Annotated in this window: 14 protein-coding genes; 7 read left to right on the plus strand and 7 right to left on the minus strand. The window is 65.9% G+C overall.

The window, feature by feature from the left end; translation table 11 throughout:
- Positions 1 to 4 precede the first annotated feature (4 nt).
- Entirely contained in the window at positions 5 to 1,108 is a 1,104-nt protein-coding gene (gene nadA / locus JQ635_RS09955; RefSeq protein WP_211409679.1) for a quinolinate synthase NadA, read from the minus strand.
- Between the two features lie 318 nt (positions 1,109 to 1,426).
- Here nadA and JQ635_RS09960 point away from each other — a divergent pair, with 318 nt between their 5' ends.
- The 7 genes from JQ635_RS09960 (at position 1,427) to JQ635_RS09990 (ending at position 10,932) form a co-directional block, all read left to right on the plus strand.
- A complete protein-coding gene (locus JQ635_RS09960) occupies positions 1,427 to 2,677 on the plus strand; it encodes an MFS transporter (protein ID WP_211409680.1) in 1,251 nt (416 codons plus the stop codon).
- A 41-nt stretch (positions 2,678 to 2,718) separates the two neighbouring features.
- The gene (acuI, locus tag JQ635_RS09965; RefSeq protein ID WP_211409681.1) at positions 2,719 to 3,705 is read left to right on the plus strand and encodes an acrylyl-CoA reductase (NADPH); all 987 of its coding nucleotides are present in this window, start codon (positions 2,719 to 2,721) and stop codon (positions 3,703 to 3,705) included.
- A 113-nt stretch (positions 3,706 to 3,818) separates the two neighbouring features.
- Positions 3,819 to 4,418, plus strand: coding sequence for a hypothetical protein (locus tag JQ635_RS09970; protein ID WP_211409682.1), 600 nt, complete (start codon positions 3,819 to 3,821; stop codon positions 4,416 to 4,418).
- A gap of 163 nt (positions 4,419 to 4,581) precedes the next feature.
- Positions 4,582 to 4,815 (plus strand): DUF6894 family protein, encoded by a 234-nt coding sequence (locus JQ635_RS09975; RefSeq protein WP_211409683.1) that lies wholly within the window; start codon positions 4,582 to 4,584, stop codon positions 4,813 to 4,815.
- Between the two features lie 230 nt (positions 4,816 to 5,045).
- A complete protein-coding gene (locus JQ635_RS09980; RefSeq protein ID WP_211409684.1) occupies positions 5,046 to 6,788 on the plus strand; it encodes a methyl-accepting chemotaxis protein in 1,743 nt (580 codons plus the stop codon).
- Between the two features lie 199 nt (positions 6,789 to 6,987).
- Entirely contained in the window at positions 6,988 to 8,958 is a 1,971-nt protein-coding gene (locus JQ635_RS09985) for a methyl-accepting chemotaxis protein (RefSeq protein ID WP_211409685.1), read from the plus strand.
- Between the two features lie 285 nt (positions 8,959 to 9,243).
- The gene (locus JQ635_RS09990; RefSeq protein ID WP_211409686.1) at positions 9,244 to 10,932 is read left to right on the plus strand and encodes a methyl-accepting chemotaxis protein; all 1,689 of its coding nucleotides are present in this window, start codon (positions 9,244 to 9,246) and stop codon (positions 10,930 to 10,932) included.
- A 3-nt stretch (positions 10,933 to 10,935) separates the two neighbouring features.
- On the opposite strand, the gene JQ635_RS09995 is transcribed toward JQ635_RS09990, so the two are convergent.
- The 6 genes from JQ635_RS09995 to JQ635_RS10020 all read right to left on the minus strand — a co-directional run bounded on the left by JQ635_RS09995 (position 10,936) and on the right by JQ635_RS10020 (position 17,558).
- A complete protein-coding gene (locus JQ635_RS09995) occupies positions 10,936 to 13,644 on the minus strand; it encodes a DUF2339 domain-containing protein (RefSeq protein ID WP_211409687.1) in 2,709 nt (902 codons plus the stop codon).
- A gap of 51 nt (positions 13,645 to 13,695) precedes the next feature.
- Complete coding sequence (locus JQ635_RS10000; protein ID WP_211409688.1) at positions 13,696 to 14,664, minus strand: NUDIX hydrolase; 969 nt, start codon at positions 14,662 to 14,664, stop codon at positions 13,696 to 13,698.
- 19 nt (positions 14,665 to 14,683) lie between these two features.
- Positions 14,684 to 15,190 (minus strand): tyrosine phosphatase family protein, encoded by a 507-nt coding sequence (locus JQ635_RS10005; RefSeq protein WP_018648769.1) that lies wholly within the window; start codon positions 15,188 to 15,190, stop codon positions 14,684 to 14,686.
- 258 nt (positions 15,191 to 15,448) lie between these two features.
- Complete coding sequence (locus JQ635_RS10010) at positions 15,449 to 16,063, minus strand: YfbR-like 5'-deoxynucleotidase (RefSeq protein ID WP_211409689.1); 615 nt, start codon at positions 16,061 to 16,063, stop codon at positions 15,449 to 15,451.
- Positions 16,060 to 16,686 (minus strand): DNA-3-methyladenine glycosylase I, encoded by a 627-nt coding sequence (locus tag JQ635_RS10015; protein WP_211409690.1) that lies wholly within the window; start codon positions 16,684 to 16,686, stop codon positions 16,060 to 16,062. Before JQ635_RS10015 ends, JQ635_RS10010 begins: the two co-directional genes overlap by 4 nt.
- Positions 16,683 to 17,558 (minus strand): YgfZ/GcvT domain-containing protein, encoded by an 876-nt coding sequence (locus JQ635_RS10020; protein WP_211409691.1) that lies wholly within the window; start codon positions 17,556 to 17,558, stop codon positions 16,683 to 16,685. Before JQ635_RS10020 ends, JQ635_RS10015 begins: the two co-directional genes overlap by 4 nt.
- Between the last annotated feature and the right edge of the window lie 83 nt (positions 17,559 to 17,641).

A 17,641-nucleotide genomic window follows, 5' to 3' on the forward strand; every position in this document is an offset into this window, starting at 1 on the left:
GTTGCTAATTCTTCAGATTGATCATCCGCTCGACCGATCGCCTTGCCCGCACCGCAAGCACGGGATCGATCGTGACTTCCTCGCCGAGCGTCAGCAGGCTCTGCAAGATGTTCGCGAGCGTGATGCGCTTCATATGCGGGCAGAGATTGCACGGGCGCAGCATCTCCACGTCAGGCAGCTCGGCGCGGACATTGTCGGCCATCGAGCATTCCGTGATCATCACCAGCCGTCGCGGCCGCCGCTCGCGCACCCAGTTGATCATGTGCGCGGTCGAGCCGGTGAAGTCGGCCTCCGCCAGCACGTCCGGCGGACATTCGGGATGCGCGATGATCTGCACGGACGGATCGGCCTCGCGAAAGGCGCGTAGCTCCTCGCCCTTGAAGCGCTCGTGCACTTCGCAGGCGCCCTTCCAGGCGATGATCTTGACGTCGGTCTTCGAGGCGACGTAGGTCGCGAGGTAACGGTCGGGCAGGAAGATCACGGTCGGCGCATTCAGGCTTTCGACCACCTGCACCGCGTTCGACGAGGTGCAGCAGATGTCGACCTCGGCCTTCACCTCCGCCGACGTGTTGACATAGGCGACGACCGGCACGCCGGGAAATTTTTCGCGCAGCAGCCGCACGTCGGCACCGGTGATGCTGGAAGCAAGCGAGCAGCCGGCGCGCGAATCCGGGATCAGCACCGTCTTCTCCGGGTTGAGCAGTTTTGAGGTCTCCGCCATGAAGTGCACGCCGCACTGGACGATGATGCCGGCCTTCACCTTGGTGGCCTCGACCGCGAGCTGGAGCGAGTCGCCGCCGATGTCGGCGACGCAGTGGAAGATCTCCGGCGCCTGGTAATTGTGCGCGAGGATCACCGCGCCGCGCGTCTGCTTCAGCTCGTTGATCGCCTTGATGGTCGGTGCCATCAGCGGCCACTCGATCGGCGGGATCACGTGCTTGACGCGCTCATAGAGCGGCGCGGTGGCGCGCTCGACGTCGTCGTTCCACTCCAGCGCAGGCATCGGCAGCGCGGGCCCCGGCTCCGGCGCGGCGCGCGGGGAGGTAATGACCTTGCCCTGAGGCCGGGCGGCAAAATCGTCGGGGCCGTAAATTCCAGTGATCGGCATCAAAGCCTCCCTTTTAAGTTATACTCACAATGAGTATATTGTGGGCCTGAGTAATCCGGCCCAAGGGCCGGAGCGGACTTCACTGATACCCAAATATGCTCAAACTGAGTAAATCAAAGATACCACGCCCCGCGGAGGATCGCTAGGCCCTGTCGCACACATTCCCGTCAGGCGAGGCCTCATTGAAATGCAATGCTCCCGCGACAGCCCCTCGTGGAATGCAATCGCTTTTGACTTGGGATTTTCATGCAAATGCATTAAACGAGTTGGCCCGCGGCTGCCTATTCCGGACCGCCAACAACGGACAAGGAGCACACCATGTCGACATCAATTGGCGAGCTCGGTCCGGCCTCCCGTTCCAACTGGCGCACACCGGCGATCATCATTCTCTGCGGCTGCGCCATCGGCATGCTCGGTTTCGGCCCGCGCTCGGCGCTCGGCTTCTTCGTGCAGCCAATGAGCCATGAATTCGCCTGGGGCCGCGACGTGTTCGGCCTCGCCATCGCTGTGCAGAACCTGTTGTGGGGACTGGGTCAGCCTTTTGCCGGCGCGGTCGCCGATCGCTTCGGCCTGTTCCGGGTGATGTGCGTCGGCGCGCTGCTCTATGCCGGCGGCCTGCTCCTGATGCGTTACTCCTCGACGCCGCTGTCACTGAATCTCGGTGCAGGCGTGATGGTCGGCTTTGGTCTCGCCGGCTGCTCGTTCAACCTGGTGCTGTCGGCGTTCAGCAAGCTCTTGCCGGCCGAGAAGCGCGGGCTTGCGCTCGGCGCCGGCACGGCGGCGGGCTCGTTCGGACAGTTCCTGTTCGCGCCGATCGGCGTCGCGCTGATCGACAATTTCGGCTGGCAGCAGGCGCTCACCGTCTTCGGCTTCCTGATGCTGCTGATCATCCCGCTGTCGCTGGCGCTCGCCACGCCGCCGGTCGCAACCACCGCGAATGCGGCGCCAGCGGACGAGCAGACGTTTACCAAAGCGCTTGCGGAAGCCTTCGGTCACCGCTCCTATGTGCTGCTGGTGCTCGGCTTCTTCACCTGCGGTTTCCAGCTCGCCTTCATCACCGTGCATCTGCCGGCCTTCCTGGTTGATCGCGGCATCTCGACGCAAACCGGCGGCTGGGTGATCGCGGCGATCGGCCTGTTCAACATCATCGGCTCGCTCAGCGTCGGCTATCTCCAGAACTATCTGCCCAAGCGCTACATCCTCTCGACCATCTATTTCACGCGCGCCCTTGCGACGCTCGCCTTCATCTCGTTCCCGATCACGCCGTTCTCGGCGATCGCATTCGGCGCGATCTCGGGCCTGACCTGGCTGTCGACGGTGCCGCCGACCTCGGCGCTGGTGGCGCTGATGTTCGGCACGCGCTGGCTCGCCACGCTCTATGGTTTTGCCTTCGTCAGCCATCAGGTCGGCGGCTTCCTCGGCGTCTGGCTTGGGGGCATCGTGTTCGAGAAATACGGTTCCTACACGCCGATCTGGTGGCTCTCGATCCTGTTCGGCGTGCTCTCGGCGCTGATCAACCTTCCGATCGTGGAGAAACCCGTCGCACGGGCGGTTGCGCAGCCGGCCTGATCGGCTAAACATCCCCGACAAACAAGTCAGGGAGCGTAGTCGTGGCCACATTCAAGGCGATCCGGGTCGACAAGGCGGACAAGGGCACCACCGCGCACCTCGCGCAGTTCGACGAAGCCGAACTGATGGAGGGCGACGTCACCGTCCGCGTCGAATGGTCGACGCTGAACTACAAGGACGGCCTCGCGCTCACCGGCAAGGCGCCGGTGGTGCGCCGCTTCCCGATGATCGCCGGCATCGACTTTGCCGGCACGGTCGAAGCCTCCTCGCATCCGCAGTGGAAGGCGGGCGACAAGGTCGTCTGCACCGGCTGGGGCATGGGCGAGACCCATCTCGGCGCCTATGCCGAGAAGGCACGGGTGAAGGGCGACTGGCTGGTCGCCCTGCCGCAGGGCCTGTCGGCGCGCGACGCCATGGCGATCGGGACCGCCGGCTTCACCGCGATGCTCTCGGTGCTGGCGCTGGAGAAGCACGGTCTGTCGCCGAAGAGCGGTCCCGTGGTGGTAACGGGCGCAGCCGGCGGCGTCGGCTCGGTCGCCACCGCCGTGCTGTCCAAGCTCGGCTACCACGTCATCGCCTCGACCGGCCGCGCAGCTGAAGCCGACTACCTCAAGCACCTCGGCGCGGCCGAAGTCATCGATCGCAATGAATTGTCGGCGCCGGCGAAACCCCTCGCCAAGGAGCGCTGGGCGGGCGGCGTCGACAGCGTCGGCTCGACCACGCTGGCGAATCTCCTGTCGATGACGAAGTACGGCGGCGCGATCGCCGCCTGTGGCCTTGCGGCCGGCATGGACCTGCCGTCTTCTGTCGCGCCCTTCATTTTGCGCGGAGTGTGCCTTCTCGGCATCGATTCCGTGATGTGCCCGATCGAGCCGCGGAAAGCCGCCTGGCAGCGCCTGGCCTCCGATCTGGATCGGACAAAACTATCTGAAATTACTCACGAAATTTCGCTCGACGAGGTCCAGGGTTGGGGCGCGAAGATCCTGGCCGGCCAGGTCCGCGGCCGCATCGTGGTAAAAATTGTCTAACGGCGTTCAGACTTTACCAACCAAGCTGCTTCAATGTTGCCTTGGTTAGTATGGTAAGCAGCGGGTAAAGAGATAAGGCATCGCCCGCTGCGGGGGTCGGTTCGGAGTTGAGCATGCTTGCGCGTATTGTGTTGGGGGCTGTCACGGCGGCAGCGACGTTTGCGCCGGCCATTGCTGGAAGCATGAACGCCGATGAGGCGCGCCGCTTCGTGGCCGGCAAGGTCTTCGCCTTCACCTGTTTCGACGGCACCCGCGGCGCAGGCCGCATCCTGGACGACCTCGGTGCCGCCGGCGCCGTGCAGTTCTCGGGCTCAGGCCCGGTGAAACATCTCCGCCTGCCCGGCAATACGCTCCAGATCCGCGGCCAGAACGTCTGCGCCTCGATCAAGGGCATCCCGTTCGAGCCCTGTTTCAACCTGGAGAAGACCGACGAGCGCAGCTTCCGCGGCTCGGTATCGGGCATGGGCTTCGCCTATTGCGACTTCCATCACCAGGGCGGCAACCAGATGCTGATGGCGCGCGCGGTGGCGCGTCCGCGTTCGCTGCGCTCCTCGGAGCACACCGGCTCGGTCGCCTCCTCGAACACCGAGGTTGCCGCGCGTGTCGAGACGCCGCGTGTCGAGAGCAGCCGGCTCGAGCCGGTGAAGTCCGAAGTCAGGTCGGAGCCTGCGAAGAACGAGGGCCCGCTGGAGCTGCGTCGCTCCACCCAGTGAGCTGGCGGCGCAGGCCAATCCGCGCCTTTTCGTTGCATATGTCCATCGCACACGAAGCCGCCGTGCCGTAGTCATACGGACGGCGGCTTTCATGCGTTGGTAGCTGTTCGCGCCCCAGTTTGCGTACGGCCGGAGGGACGCGGCCCTAGACAAGGGTTCAACGATGTCGCTGTACTTCTTCCGCATCAGTACCGGTCGCTACTCCGGTGCCGCCGATCAGCCCTACGAGTTCGACGATCGCGCCGCCGCGTGGAACGAGATGACCGAGGTCTGCGCCAATCTGCTCGGCGGGATCGCGCGCAGCATGAAGCCGAATGCGAAGTGGAGCATGGAGCTGCTCGACGAGAACAAGGAGCCAGTGTTCCGCATCAGCATCATGGGCGAGACGGTCAGCTGATGAGACTCAACAACGGGTCGGTCCGTTAACGGACGTATTGTCCGCAAATCCGCGAAGTGCAAATTCACTGCACGCGAAAAGTGTGCAAGTCCCATGGTTTGAGCAGCTTTTTCAGTATTTCTACCCAGGCCGCAGGCGCTCTCACTTAACGTTAATGAGGAACCTCGCGGCTAGCCTTCCCGGGCTGTTCACGCGCATTGGCGCGGCAATGCGTATCCGGGGATGCTTCAATGTCGTTCATTCAGAACCTGCGAATTGGCACCAAGCTCGCCGTCACCTCCGCGCTGACCATCGGGCTCGTCGCGCTGATGATCTTCCTCCAGATGAGCGGTGGCACCGAAGTCCAGAGGCTCAGCAACGCCGCATCGGGACAGCAGGCGGTCGCGCAAAACGCCGCGGAGGCGAAGGCCTCGGTCCGCGGGATGCAGATCGGCATTCGCGATATCCTGACCTCATCCTCGCCGGCCGAGATGCAGAAGGCCGTCACCTATTTCGGCGATCGCCAGACGGCGGCGCTGAAATTCTCGGGGGAGATGGCGAAGCTGTCGCACTCGCCGGAAAACCGCAAGCGGATCGACCGCCTGACCGTGCTGATCGGAAATTTCGGCAAAGGCGAGCAGCAGATCGAAGCCATCCGCAAGCAGGAGCTCGTGCTCGACGGCAAGAAGGACGGCGAAGCGGCGGCGGAGCACGCCAGGCTCACGGCCGAGGTCAACCGCATCCGCAAGGAGATGCTGGCGCCGATCAACGAAGAGATATCCGAGCTCGCCGACCAGATCACCAACTTCGCCAAGAAGAGCAGCGCCGAGGCCCGTGCGGAGGCGGAAGCCGAGGCCGCGTCCGTTGCCCGGGTGTCGCTCGTCACGGGCGTGCTGGTCGCGCTGGTTCTGATCGGCGCGTGCATCTTCTCCGTCTTCAGCATCGCGCGGCCCATGCGCGCGTTGACGTCGGCGATGGAGAAGCTCGCCGCAGGTGACTTCTCGGTGATTCTGCCGGGCCTCGGCCGCAAGGACGAGGTCGGCGAGGTTGCGGGCGCCGTCGAGAAATTCAAGATCGTGTCCGAGCAGAAGGCGCGCGAGGAAGCCGAAGCCAAGATGCGGCAGGATCAGATCGCAGCCGAGCAGCGCAAATCGGAGATGCGCAGGCTTGCCGACAGTTTCGAAGGCGCCGTCGGCGAGATCGTCGGGACGGTGTCATCGGCCTCGACTGAGCTCGAGGCGTCCGCCACTACGCTCACCTCGACCGCCGAGCGTACGCAACAGCTCACAACCATGGTCGCGGCAGCCTCGGAAGAAGCCTCCACCAACGTGCAGTCGGTGGCCTCGGCCACGGAAGAGCTGTCCTCCTCGATCACGGAGATCAGCCGGCAGGTGCAGGAATCCGCTCGCGTGGCGAGCGAAGCCGTCGGGCAGGCCCGCACCACCACCGAGCGCGTCAGCGAACTGTCCAAGGCGGCGACGCGCATCGGCGACGTCGTCGAGCTGATCAACACCATCGCGGGCCAGACCAACCTCTTGGCGCTCAATGCCACGATCGAGGCGGCGCGCGCGGGCGAGGCCGGCAAGGGCTTTGCGGTCGTCGCATCAGAGGTCAAGGCGCTCGCCGAGCAGACGGCGAAGGCAACCGGCGAGATCGGCCAGCAGATCTCCGGCATCCAGGCTGCGACACAGGAATCGGTCGGCGCCATCAAGAACATCAGCGACACCATCGAAAAGTTGTCGGAGATCTCCTCGACGATCGCGGCTGCGGTGGAAGAGCAGGGCGCGGCAACGCAGGAGATTTCCCGCAATGTGCAGCAGGCCGCGCACGGCACGCAGCAGGTCTCGTCCAACATCACCGACGTACAGCGTGGCGCGAGCGAGACCGGCTCGGCCTCCTCGCAGGTGCTGTCCGCCGCGCAGATGCTGTCCGGCGACAGCAATCGCCTCAAGCTCGAGGTTGGGAAATTTCTCGAGACGGTGCGGGCCGCCTGAGAGCGGCCGTCCTTCGGAAGATTCGATCCGCAACCGTCGCGCGTGAAAGCGTGGCGGCTGCGCGCGTTCATATTTCGGCGCCATGACCAATGCACGCAGGGTTAACCTTCCGGAAAAGCGACGCAGTCATGATGCCCGCAATATTCCGGGCGCTGAGTCGCCCTCTGCGTATTGCGTCTCGATTCGTTGGAGCACATTCATGAGTGGCCCTTCCATCCGCCTGACCCACAAGGTCATGGCGATCGGACTTTTCGGCCTCATCGGCCTCGTCGCTTTTGGCGCGATCTACGAGATCGGCAGCCTGTCCCAGGATGCTTCCCGCGACACTGCCAATCGCGCCCGCGCCATCGCCGATCTCGACAAGCAGCTCTCGATCGAGATGCTGGAGGCGCGCCGCAACGAGAAGAACTTCCAGCAGCGGCGCACCGAAAGCTCCGCCAAGGCGCATGCCGAGCTGATCGGGCCGATCAACCGCGATTTCGACGAGGTGCAGCGGCTGATGGCGGCCGGTGGCATGAAAGCGCTGTCGGACAAGATGAAGCAGGCTCAGGACGGCTTCAGGCGCTACGCGTCGGATTTCGCCGCGCTGGTGGTTGCGGAGACCAGGCTCGGCCTGTCCGAGACGCTCGGCCTGTCCGGCTCGCTCCGCACTGCCGTGCACGACATCGAGACCAAGCTGAAGGAAATCGACGATCCCAGGACGACGAGCTGGATGCTGATGATGCGCCGGCATGAGAAGGACTTCATGCTGCGGCGCGACCCAAAGTACATTGCCGAGGTGAAGAAGGCCGCGGCTGAATTTTCCAAGGCGATAGAGGTCGTTGCAGTCCCTACGGCGGTGATGAACGACATCATGGCCAAGCTCCAGAAATACCAGTCCGAGTTTTCGGCCTGGGCGGAGACCGCGCAGCAGAGCGCGGCCCTTGATGCCAGCATGATGAAGACCTTCCGCGAGATCGAGCCTGTCATGGTCGAGGTGCGGTCGGCGGTTGATGCCATGTCCAGGCAGGCGGAGGTCGCCGAGGCCACCACCCGCGAGGTCGTGCGGTTGTGGATGGTTGTCGCCTTTGGTGTCACCGTCGTCGTGCTTGCCGCCGTCGGCTTTCTCCTGGGACGCTCGATCTCGAAGGCGCTCGGTGCCATGGTCGGCGCAATGACGCGACTTGCGCGCGGCGAACTCTCGATCTCCGTTCCCGGCGTCGGGCGCAGGGACGAGATCGGCGAAATGGCCGGCGCCGTCGAGGTGTTCAGGACCAGCATGGCGGAGGCCGAGCGGCTGCGCGTTGAACAGTTGGAAGCGGATGCGCGCGGACGCGAACAGCGCAAGGCCGACATGCGTCGGCTCGCCGACACGTTCGAAGGCGCGGTCGGCGAGATCATCGAGACCGTCTCGTCGGCGGCAACCGAGCTCGAGGCCTCCTCCAACACGCTGACGCAGGCCGCCGAACGCGGCAACGGGCTTGCGACCGCTGTTGCAGCGGCCTCGGAGGAGGCATCCGCCAACGTGCAGTCGGTGTCATCAGCGAGCGAGGAGATGACGAGCTCGATCTCCGAGATCAGCCGCCAGGTGCAGGAATCGGCCCGCGTCGCCGACGTTGCGGTCGGACAAGCCGAGCGCACCAACGCGCGCGTCGCCGATTTGACGAAAGCGGCGAGCCGCATCGGCGACGTGGTCGAATTGATCAACACCATCGCCGCCCAGACCAATCTCCTGGCGCTGAACGCGACGATCGAGGCGGCGCGGGCCGGTGAAGCCGGCAAGGGGTTTGCGGTCGTCGCAACCGAAGTGAAGGCGCTCGCCGAGCAGACCGCGAAGGCAACCGGCGAGATCAGCCAGCACATCGGCGCGATCCAGACCGCGACGGAAGATTCCGTCGGCGCGATCAAGGAGATCGGCGACACCATCGCGCGGATGTCGGAGATCTCGTCGACCATCGCCGCCGCGGTGGAGGAGCAGGGCGCGGCGACGCAGGAGATCTCCCGCAACATCCAGCATGCCGCGCACGGCACGTCCGAAGTCTCGGCGAATATCGGCGACGTCCAGCGCGGCGCCGGCGAGACCGGCGCGGCTTCGGCGCAGGTGCATTCGGCTGCTCAGTCGCTGTCGCGGGAGAGCAACCGGCTGAAGGGCGAAGTCGCGCGCTTCCTGGAGTCGGTGCGGGCTGCGTGACGATGTCGGTGCCGCCGTTCGAATGTTGCATTGCGGTGTGCTGGTGTGACGCAGCGGGATATCTGCGCGACCGCAACAACTGGTTGCGGAAAAAATAACGGCAGCCAGTGCGGCCGCGTAGTTTTACGTAGGTTCCTGTTAACGCCTGTTTGCAACTATCAGCGCAATCTGAGGGGATAAGAACCAGCCAGCATTGATGAACTGACTTCCGCCCTGTCGTCCTGTCGCGACGATTGCGGCGCATGTCATTCGTGCGTTGCTAGGTCTTCACCGGGATTTGTCGTGATGTCGAAGTTGTCGATCGTCTTCAAGCTTCTGACCGTGCTGTCAGTTCTCGTGCTCTCGCTCGCCGGCGTCGGCGTGACGGCGATCGGCACCATGCAGAACATCAATGCCCACACGGTCGAGATAGCGGAAAGCTGGCTGCCGAGCGTGCGCGCGCTCGGTTCGCTCCGCGCCGACATCAACGAGCTGCGCGTCGCGCTCCGCCTGCACCTGATGCAGGACAGCGCCGAGGGCAAGGACGCCGCCGAGAAGCGGCTGGCCTCGCTGCGCGAACGGATCGAGAAGACGCGCAAGGTCTACGAGCCCTTGATCAATTCGTTCGAAGAGCGCTCGCTCTATGAGCAGTGGGCCAAGGCGTGGGCCGAGTATTTGAACGGCGTGCAGGACGTGATGGCGCTGTCGCGCAAGAGCGTCGGCCGTTTTCCGGCCGATGCCAATGAGATGCTGCAGACCAAGGTCGCGAAGATGGCCCAGGCGGCCGATCCGCTGCTGCAGAAGGGCATTGAGCTCAACAACAGCGGTGCCGAGCTGGAGACGAAGCAGGCGGCCGACAGCTATGCGCTGATCTTCCGCGTGCTGGTCGGCATCATCGTGCTCTCGGTCATCATCGCGATCGGCGCCGCCTATTATCTCGTGCGTGACGTTTCGCGTGGCATTGCTTCAATCATCAAGCCGATGCAGTCGCTCGGCGAGGGCGACCTCTCGGCCGAGGTGCCGCATCGCGGCGAGAGGACCGAGATCGGATCGATGGCGGATGCGCTGCAGATCTTCAAGGAAGCGCTGATCGCCAAGCGGGCGGCCGACGAGGCGGCCAGGCTCGACGCCGAGGCCAAGATCGAGCGCGGCCGCCGGGTCGATGCCATCACGCGCAAGTTCGAGGCGATGATCGGCGAAGTCGTCGGCACCGTCTCCTCGGCCTCGACCGAGCTCGAGGCGTCGGCGTCGACGCTGACCAGCACCGCGCAGCGCGGAAAGGAGCTCGCCACCGTCGTTGCGGCGGCCTCCGAGGAAGCCTCCACCAACGTCCAGGCCGTGGCGTCTGCCTCCGAAGAACTGTCGTCCTCGATCACCGAGATCAGCCGGCGCGTGCAGGATTCGGCGCGGATGGCGACCGAGGCGGTCGAGCAGGCGGCGCGTACGAACGAGCGCGTCAACGCGCTGTCGCAGGCGGCCTCCCGCATCGGCGACGTGGTCGAGCTCATCAACACCATTGCGGGCCAGACCAATCTGCTGGCGCTGAACGCGACCATCGAGGCGGCACGGGCGGGCGAAGCCGGCCGCGGCTTCGCGGTCGTGGCGTCCGAGGTCAAGGCGCTGGCCGAGCAGACGGCGAAGGCGACCGGCGAGATCGGGGCGCAGGTGTCGGGCATCCAGGCGGCGACGGAAGAGTCCGTCAGCGCGATCCAGGAGATTGGCGGCACCATCGAGCGGCTGTCCGAAGTGTCGGCAGCGATTGCCGCCGCCGTCGAGCAGCAGGGCGCCGCGACGCAGGAGATCTCGCGCAACGTCCAGCAGGCTTCGCTCGGCACACAGGAGGTCTCCTCCAACATCACCGACGTGCAGCGCGGCGCGATCGAGACCGGCGAGGCCTCGGTCGAGGTGCTGTCGGCGGCGAAGTCGCTGGCGACCGACAGCACGCGCCTCAAGGTCGAGGTCGCGCAGTTCCTGGAGTCGGTCCGCGCGGCCTGATCGCTAGCTGCCCGTCTGCGGCGCCGGCGGCGGTGGGGCCTGCCGCCGGAACAGGATGCGCTGGTAGAGCCAGCCGATCGCGACCAGCACGATGCCGAGGCACATGAACGACAGCGCGCGGTAGACGCCTGTCAGCGTCGACATGTCGATGACGAACGCCTTCAGGATCGTCAACGCGATGACGGCGGCGGAAGCCAGCCGCGCCCGTTCCGAGTTGACGAGAATGCCGACCCCGAGCAGCACGACGCCGAAGGCGAGCCAGCCGATCGAATAGGTGTACTGCTCGGCGCCCGTCGTCGGGCCGGTGGAAAGGATCGGGCCGTGATAGAAGCGGCGGATCTCCAGCGTCACGTAGGCGAGCGCGAACACCAGTGCGCCGCCGGCGATGGTGTTGGCGTAGACCTTGCCGCGCTCGCCGACCACCGCGTAGGACAATAGCAGCATCAGCACCGCCGGCAGCGCATAGCCGAGCAGCAGCAGGTTGAACACCGCACCGCCGACGTCGATGTGCCAGATCAGCGGGTTCTCCAGGATGAAGAGGCCGAACACGCTGATGAGCCCGGCGATCGCCGTCAGCACGACCGCACCGACATTGTGCACGATGCTGCGGCTGCGCAGCCGCAGGCGCTCCAGCCCGATCGCCATGGCGAGTGCGATACAGACTTGTAGCGCGCATTCGAGCAGCGACGGCGCCGATGTCATCTGGCCGCCGGTGGCGAAATGACGGATTTCGACGAAGGCGAGCAGCGCCGTGAACAGGATCGCGGCCGCCTCGACGACGCGCAAGGGGACATCGTCAGCGCGGCGACGCAGGAAGATGCTCGCACCCCAGAACGAGGCCGCCGGCAGGCCGTAGCCCCACAGCAGCCAGTTGAAGATCGGCGTCGTGCCGACGGCATCGCCGACGATGCGCGGATCATAGACGATGCGTGCGGTGACGATCGCGGCGAAGATGGCAGCTAACCGGCGCAGCACCGGAATCGGGCGCTGCAACGAGATCCAGGCGGTGCCGAGCGACATCAGCGCCAGCGCAATGGTGAGCCAGCCCTTCTCCAGCGCAAAGGTCAGCGCCAGCGCCAGCGCACCGAGCGTGCCGGTGGCGAACAATGCGGTCGAGGTTGCGACGCCCGGCCGGTCTTCGCGACGCATCAAGGCTTCGGTCGCGGCGCCAAAGGCCGCGGCGAGCAGCACGGCGAGGATCGCGAACGGGATCGAGCGGTCGAGATGGGCGATGCGCGCATAGAGCGCAACGAGGATCGCGATCGGCGTGGCGACGCCCGCCGCCGACCACACCACGGGAATGATCGCGGAATTCGACCGGCCCTGCGCGAAGAAGCCGGCGACGCCGAAGCCGGCGGCGAAGATCGCGGCCGTCACCAGATGCAGCGTCACCGAACTGTCGGTCGCGACAGGGCCGACGCCCGGCATCGGGCCGCCCGGCAGCACCAGCATGTCGGGGTTGGCGCGCACCGCCCATTCGGCGAACACGATGAACACGGTCGCAGCAGCCGCACCGAGTGCGCCGGTCGCCGCAGGCGCGCGCCAGGCCACGAACAGCGTCCCGCCGACCAGAAGCGTGAAGGCGATCAGCGCCAGATCCGCATGCGCGCTCGACAGCACGACCAGCATCGCGCCGAACAGATAGGCGCCGAGCGCGCCCGACGAGACCGGCTCGATCTCGCCGTCCTCGATGGTCGGGCCGAACATGAAGCCGCAGACCACGAGCAGCGCGGCGAGCACGAAGCCCGCCATGACATGGAAGGCGTGCGGCGCGACTTGCACCTGTTCGGTATCGAGCCCCGGGAAGATCCAGAGCACCGCGAAGGCGATGGTCGTGACCGCAAGCCAGCGCCACAGCCGGATGCGGGCGAGGCCAAAGCTCGCGGCGGTGACGACGGCCAGATAAATGTAGAGCGCCCAGTAATCCGGCTTGCCGCTGGAGACGAGGATCGGCGTCACAAAGGCGCCGGCCACGCCGAGGCCGGCGAGCGCTGGCCCGTGCAGCAGCGCTGCGGCGAGCGTGCCCATCGCAACGATGCCGAGCAGCACGAAGGCGGTGGCGGGCACGAGGAAGCCATAGAGCGCATAGGCCGCATAGATGGTGGCGAACGCCACCGCCGTTCCGGCGGCGGTGAGGATCGCGGGGATGTTGGCGATCGGCAGCGCCGCGATGGCGGAGATGCTCTCCTTGCGCCGCGTCCATTCGCCGGCGCCGAGAAGCGCGGCTGCGAACAGGCCGCCGAGGAAGACGCGCACGCCGGGGCCGAGGAGGCCGGCCTCGATTGAATAGCGCACCATGAAGAAGCCGCCGAGCGCGAGCGCAAGGCCGCCGATCCAGACCACCCAGCGCGTGCCGAGACGCTCTTCAAAGCCGGGCGCGGGCGCGGCCTCCGGCACCGGAGGCGGCGCATCAGTGTCCGTGCCCGGTTCGAGCGGGGGCGGTGAAACCTCTTCGGTGACGAGCGGAGGGGGTGCCGGCTCCGCTTCGGGAGCCAGCGGCGGCGGCTCGTCGGCGGGCGTTGCGGGCGCTTCAGCCTGAACCTGCGCGGGCATCAGCGGCGGCGGTTGCACTGGCCGCTGCGCATAAAACTTCCCTTCGAGCAAGTTGAGCTGGCGGCGCAACTCGGTCGCCTGGCTGGCCGCCTTGATCGCGATCAGGAAGGCGATGATCGCAATGATCAGCGCAAAGACGTCGAACGGGCCGTCGAACATGAAGCCTCCAGGCAACCGGCGGGCAGGGGCCGGTACCACAAATATCAGGGTCTAGCGCCGGGAGCGAACGCGCAAGCCCGGCGCGGGCCGCTCCTGGAGCACCTCGCGGCGGAAGCGGTAGAGCGCTGCCGGCCGTCCGCCCGTCTGTGTCGACATCACGCCGGTCGGTTCGACCAGGGCTTCCGTTTCGACCAGGCGGCGGAAATTCTGCTTGTGCAGATGCCGGCCGGAGATCGCTTCCACCGTATGCTGCAATTCCGTGAGTGTGAACTCGGCGGGCAAAAGTTCAAACACCACAGGACGATACTTCAGTTTTGCGCGCAGCCGCGCGATTCCCGTGGCGAGAATCCGGCGGTGATCGAACCGCATCGAGGTCCCGAGCGCCGGCAGCGCCTTGCGCGCTAATGCCGCAGGACGGCCGTCGCGCCGCGCCTCCTCGATCAGCCCGGCCTCGTAGAGCAGCTCGTAGCGGTCGAGCACGCGCTCCTCGTCCCAGGGCGCGCCGTCGAGGCCGAAATAGAACCGCACGCGATCCTTGCGCGGCAGCGCGCGCGTCGTCTCGGGGGGTTCTTCTTCGGCCCACTTGGTCAGCGCCGGGATGATGTCGCGGGCGATGATGGCGGGCGGCTCCTCGCGCCAGTCCTCCCAGGGCAGGAAGCGGTACCACGGCTCGAAGCTTGCGCCGTTTGCCGCGAGCTCGCCGCCCGCGGCGCGTGTGAGCGCGAGATAGCCGATCGACACCATATGCGCGCCGGTGTCGCCGGCCTCGGCATGACGGCCGCGATCGCCGAAGGTGTAGAGCTGCTCGACATAACCGAGCCGCAGGCCCGCCTGCGCCTCGACCCAGGCGCGCAGGCCGATCTCGAAGGTGCGATGGCTCAGCGCGTCGAACGGCCCGAACGGCAGGCCCGCCAGCCCGTCACTGCTGTGCGCGGTGAGGATCAGCGGTTCATGGTCCTCGATCGCGACGATCGCAGCGGTCAGGCCGATCTCGATCGGTGTCAGCAGCGTCTCGCTCATGCGGCTGAGATCGCTTGTGTCATTCGAGCTCGATCACGAAGGGGCGGCCCTCGACCATCATCGCGCCCGGGCCCATCTCGTCGAGCGCGCGCAGCATGCGGCCGTTGCGACCGAGCGCGCGGTCGGCGAGGCCGACGATGCGCCGGTTCGGCGAGGCGATCGGCGAGGCCGCGCGGATCTTCTTAGCGATCTCGATCTCGTCGCGATGCGGATTGAGCGCGCAGACGGCGGCAAAGGCGCTCGCGGTGGAGCGGCTGATGCCGGCATAGCAATGCACCACCAGCGGCGCGCTGCGGTCCCAGCCGCGCACGAAGTTCAGCACCTGCTCGATATGCGTCTCGGACGGTGCGACGAAGCCGTCCATCTCCTCGGTGATGTCGTCCATCGACACCTTGAGATGGTTGGCCGGCAGCACGGATACCGGACGCGCCACCTGCTCGACATTGGCCATCACGGTCAGCACATGGCTGGCCCTGGTGAGGCGGACGGTTTCGGGAAGCGCGGCGAGGGAACAGACGTGGATCATGGCGGACCTTTTTGTTGATTATAGCCGCGGCCGTAGGGTGGGCAAAGCGAAGCCTCACCGTCGTCCCGGACAAGCGCGCCACAAGCGCGCGCCGACCCGGGACCCATAACCACAGGATTAGGTTTTGCGAAGGCTCGTGGTGATCAGTTTTGCGCCGCAACCTCTCCCTGTGGTTATGGGTCCCGGCCCCCCGTGTGCAATTGCGCACTAGGCCGGGACGACAGCAGAGATTGAGGCGCCACCAACCGCCTACAGGACCTACGCAAACACCGCGCCAAACCGCTCCAGAAACTGCTTCTCCGCCCGTGCCGCGGTCCAGGGCGTGAGATAGTCGCGCCGGACGCTGTCGGAGAGGCCCGGATCCTTACCGAACAGGCGCCGCGCCTCGCTCTCGCTGAAGCCCGCAAGCTCGGTCGCCTCGAGATAAGCCGCACCGCGATCGGCGGCCTTGATAGCCTGGGTGATCTCGTCTGCCAGCACCGGGGGCAGGCCGAAGCGGATGTGGATGGCGCCGAGCAGCCGTTTCTCCACCGCCTTGTAATGGCCGTCGAGCACGGCCTTGAACGGCGAAATCATGTCGCCGATCACGTATTCGGGCGCATCGTGCAGCAATGCGGCGAGCCGCATGCGCTGGTCCACGCGCGGCATCTCGTGCCGAAGCACGGTTTCCACCAGCAGCGTATGCTGCGCGACCGAGAAGATGTGCGCGCCGGTGGTCTGCCCGTTCCAGCGCGCGACGCGCGCCAGCCCATGGGCGATGTCGGCGATCTCGACATCGAGCGGGGAGGGATCGAGCAGGTCGAGCCGCCGTCCCGACAGCATGCGCTGCCAGGCGCGGGACTCCGCGCCGCGTGCGGTCTTCTTCGCGGTCATTTGACCTTGAGGCGCGGCTTGCGCTGCGTCTTGCCGCAGGTCGCGTGGCAGTGACAGTCGACGAGATGGTCGTTGACCATGCCGGTTGCCTGCATGAAGGCGTAGACGATGGTCGGGCCGACGAACTTGAAGCCGCGCGCGGACAGCTCCTTGGAGATCTGCACCGACAGCGGCGTCGAGGCCGGCACGCTCGCGGTTGTCTTGAAATGGTTGACCTTGGGCTTTCCGCCCATGAAGTCCCACAGCAGCTTTGAGAAGCCCGGGCCCTTCTCCATGATGTCGAGATACGACTTCGCGCTCAGGATCGCGCCGTCGATCTTGGCGCGGTTGCGCACGATGCCGGCATCGTTCATCAGCGCATGGACCTTCTTGGCATTGTAGCGCGCGATCTTCTCCGGCTGGAAATCGTCAAAAGCTTTGCGGAAATTGTCGCGCTTGCGCAAGATCGTGATCCAGGACAGGCCGGCCTGGAAGCCATCGAGGATCAGCTTCTCGTACAGCGCGCGGTCGTCATACTCCGGCACACCCCATTCGGTGTCGTGATAGGCGATGTAGAGCGGATCTTCGCCGGGCCAGGGGCAGCGGGTCAGGCCGTCGGGATGCAGGCGGGGAGCGCGGCTCATGCGGTGGGCTGCTTGGCTGGAACGCGGACGACGTCAGGTTCGGCGAGCGTCAGGGCAAGGCCACCGGCCGTGAGCGGCTGGCCGGCATCGAGCGCGTCGGCGACGCGGTCGATACGCACGAGCGCGATGCCCTTGCCTTGCGCCGACGAGCCCATGGTCCCGACCGGCTTGTCGCCTGCGAGAATGCTGACGCCGACTTCCGGCGAGATGTCATCGAGCAGCACCTTGACGCTGCGGGTGCGCGCGGTGCCGCGATGCTGCATGCGCGAGACGACCTCCTGGCCGACATAGCAGCCCTTGTCGAAATCGACGCCGGCGAGGCGGTCCATGTTGGTCTCGTGCGGGAAGGCATCGCTGTACATGAAATCGAGCCCGCCGCGCGGCACGCCGAGCGCGATGCGGTGCGCCTCATAGTCGGCCGCGTCGACGAGGTCGGCACCGATCAGGTCGGACAGCTTCTGCTTGAGATCCTCGGGGATCAGGATGCGAGTGCCGAGCGCATCGTTGCGCGGATCGGCGAAGGCAAGGTCCGGTTGCGCCGCAAGCTGGCCGTCCCAGGCCGCGAGCACGCCGAGATCGAGGTTTTCCACCGTCACCTTGGCGCGCAGCTTGTAGAATTTCAGCTTGGTGGCGAGGGTCTCCGCCAGCACCTTCGGGCAATCCATCAGGAACCCGCCGCCATGGCCGGCCGGCACCTCCGTGATCAGGAAATCGACGATGATCTTGCCCTGTGGCGTCAGCAGCGCGCCGAATCGCCCCAAGCCCGGCTTCAGCCTGTCGACGTCGGTCGTGATCAGGCCGTTGAGGAAGTTGCGCGCATCCTCGCCCGCGACTTTGACCACGCCCCGGTCGGGAAGAAACGCTGATTTCATGCGAAAATCTCTTGCGACATGTTGCTCCGGAACGTAAGCCCGCAAGGCATAAACGACAAGACCTCGAGCCCTGCGCTTGGGGA

It is taken from the genome of Bradyrhizobium iriomotense (genome assembly GCF_018130765.1).
GTDB classification, from domain to species: domain Bacteria; phylum Pseudomonadota; class Alphaproteobacteria; order Rhizobiales; family Xanthobacteraceae; genus Bradyrhizobium; species Bradyrhizobium iriomotense_A.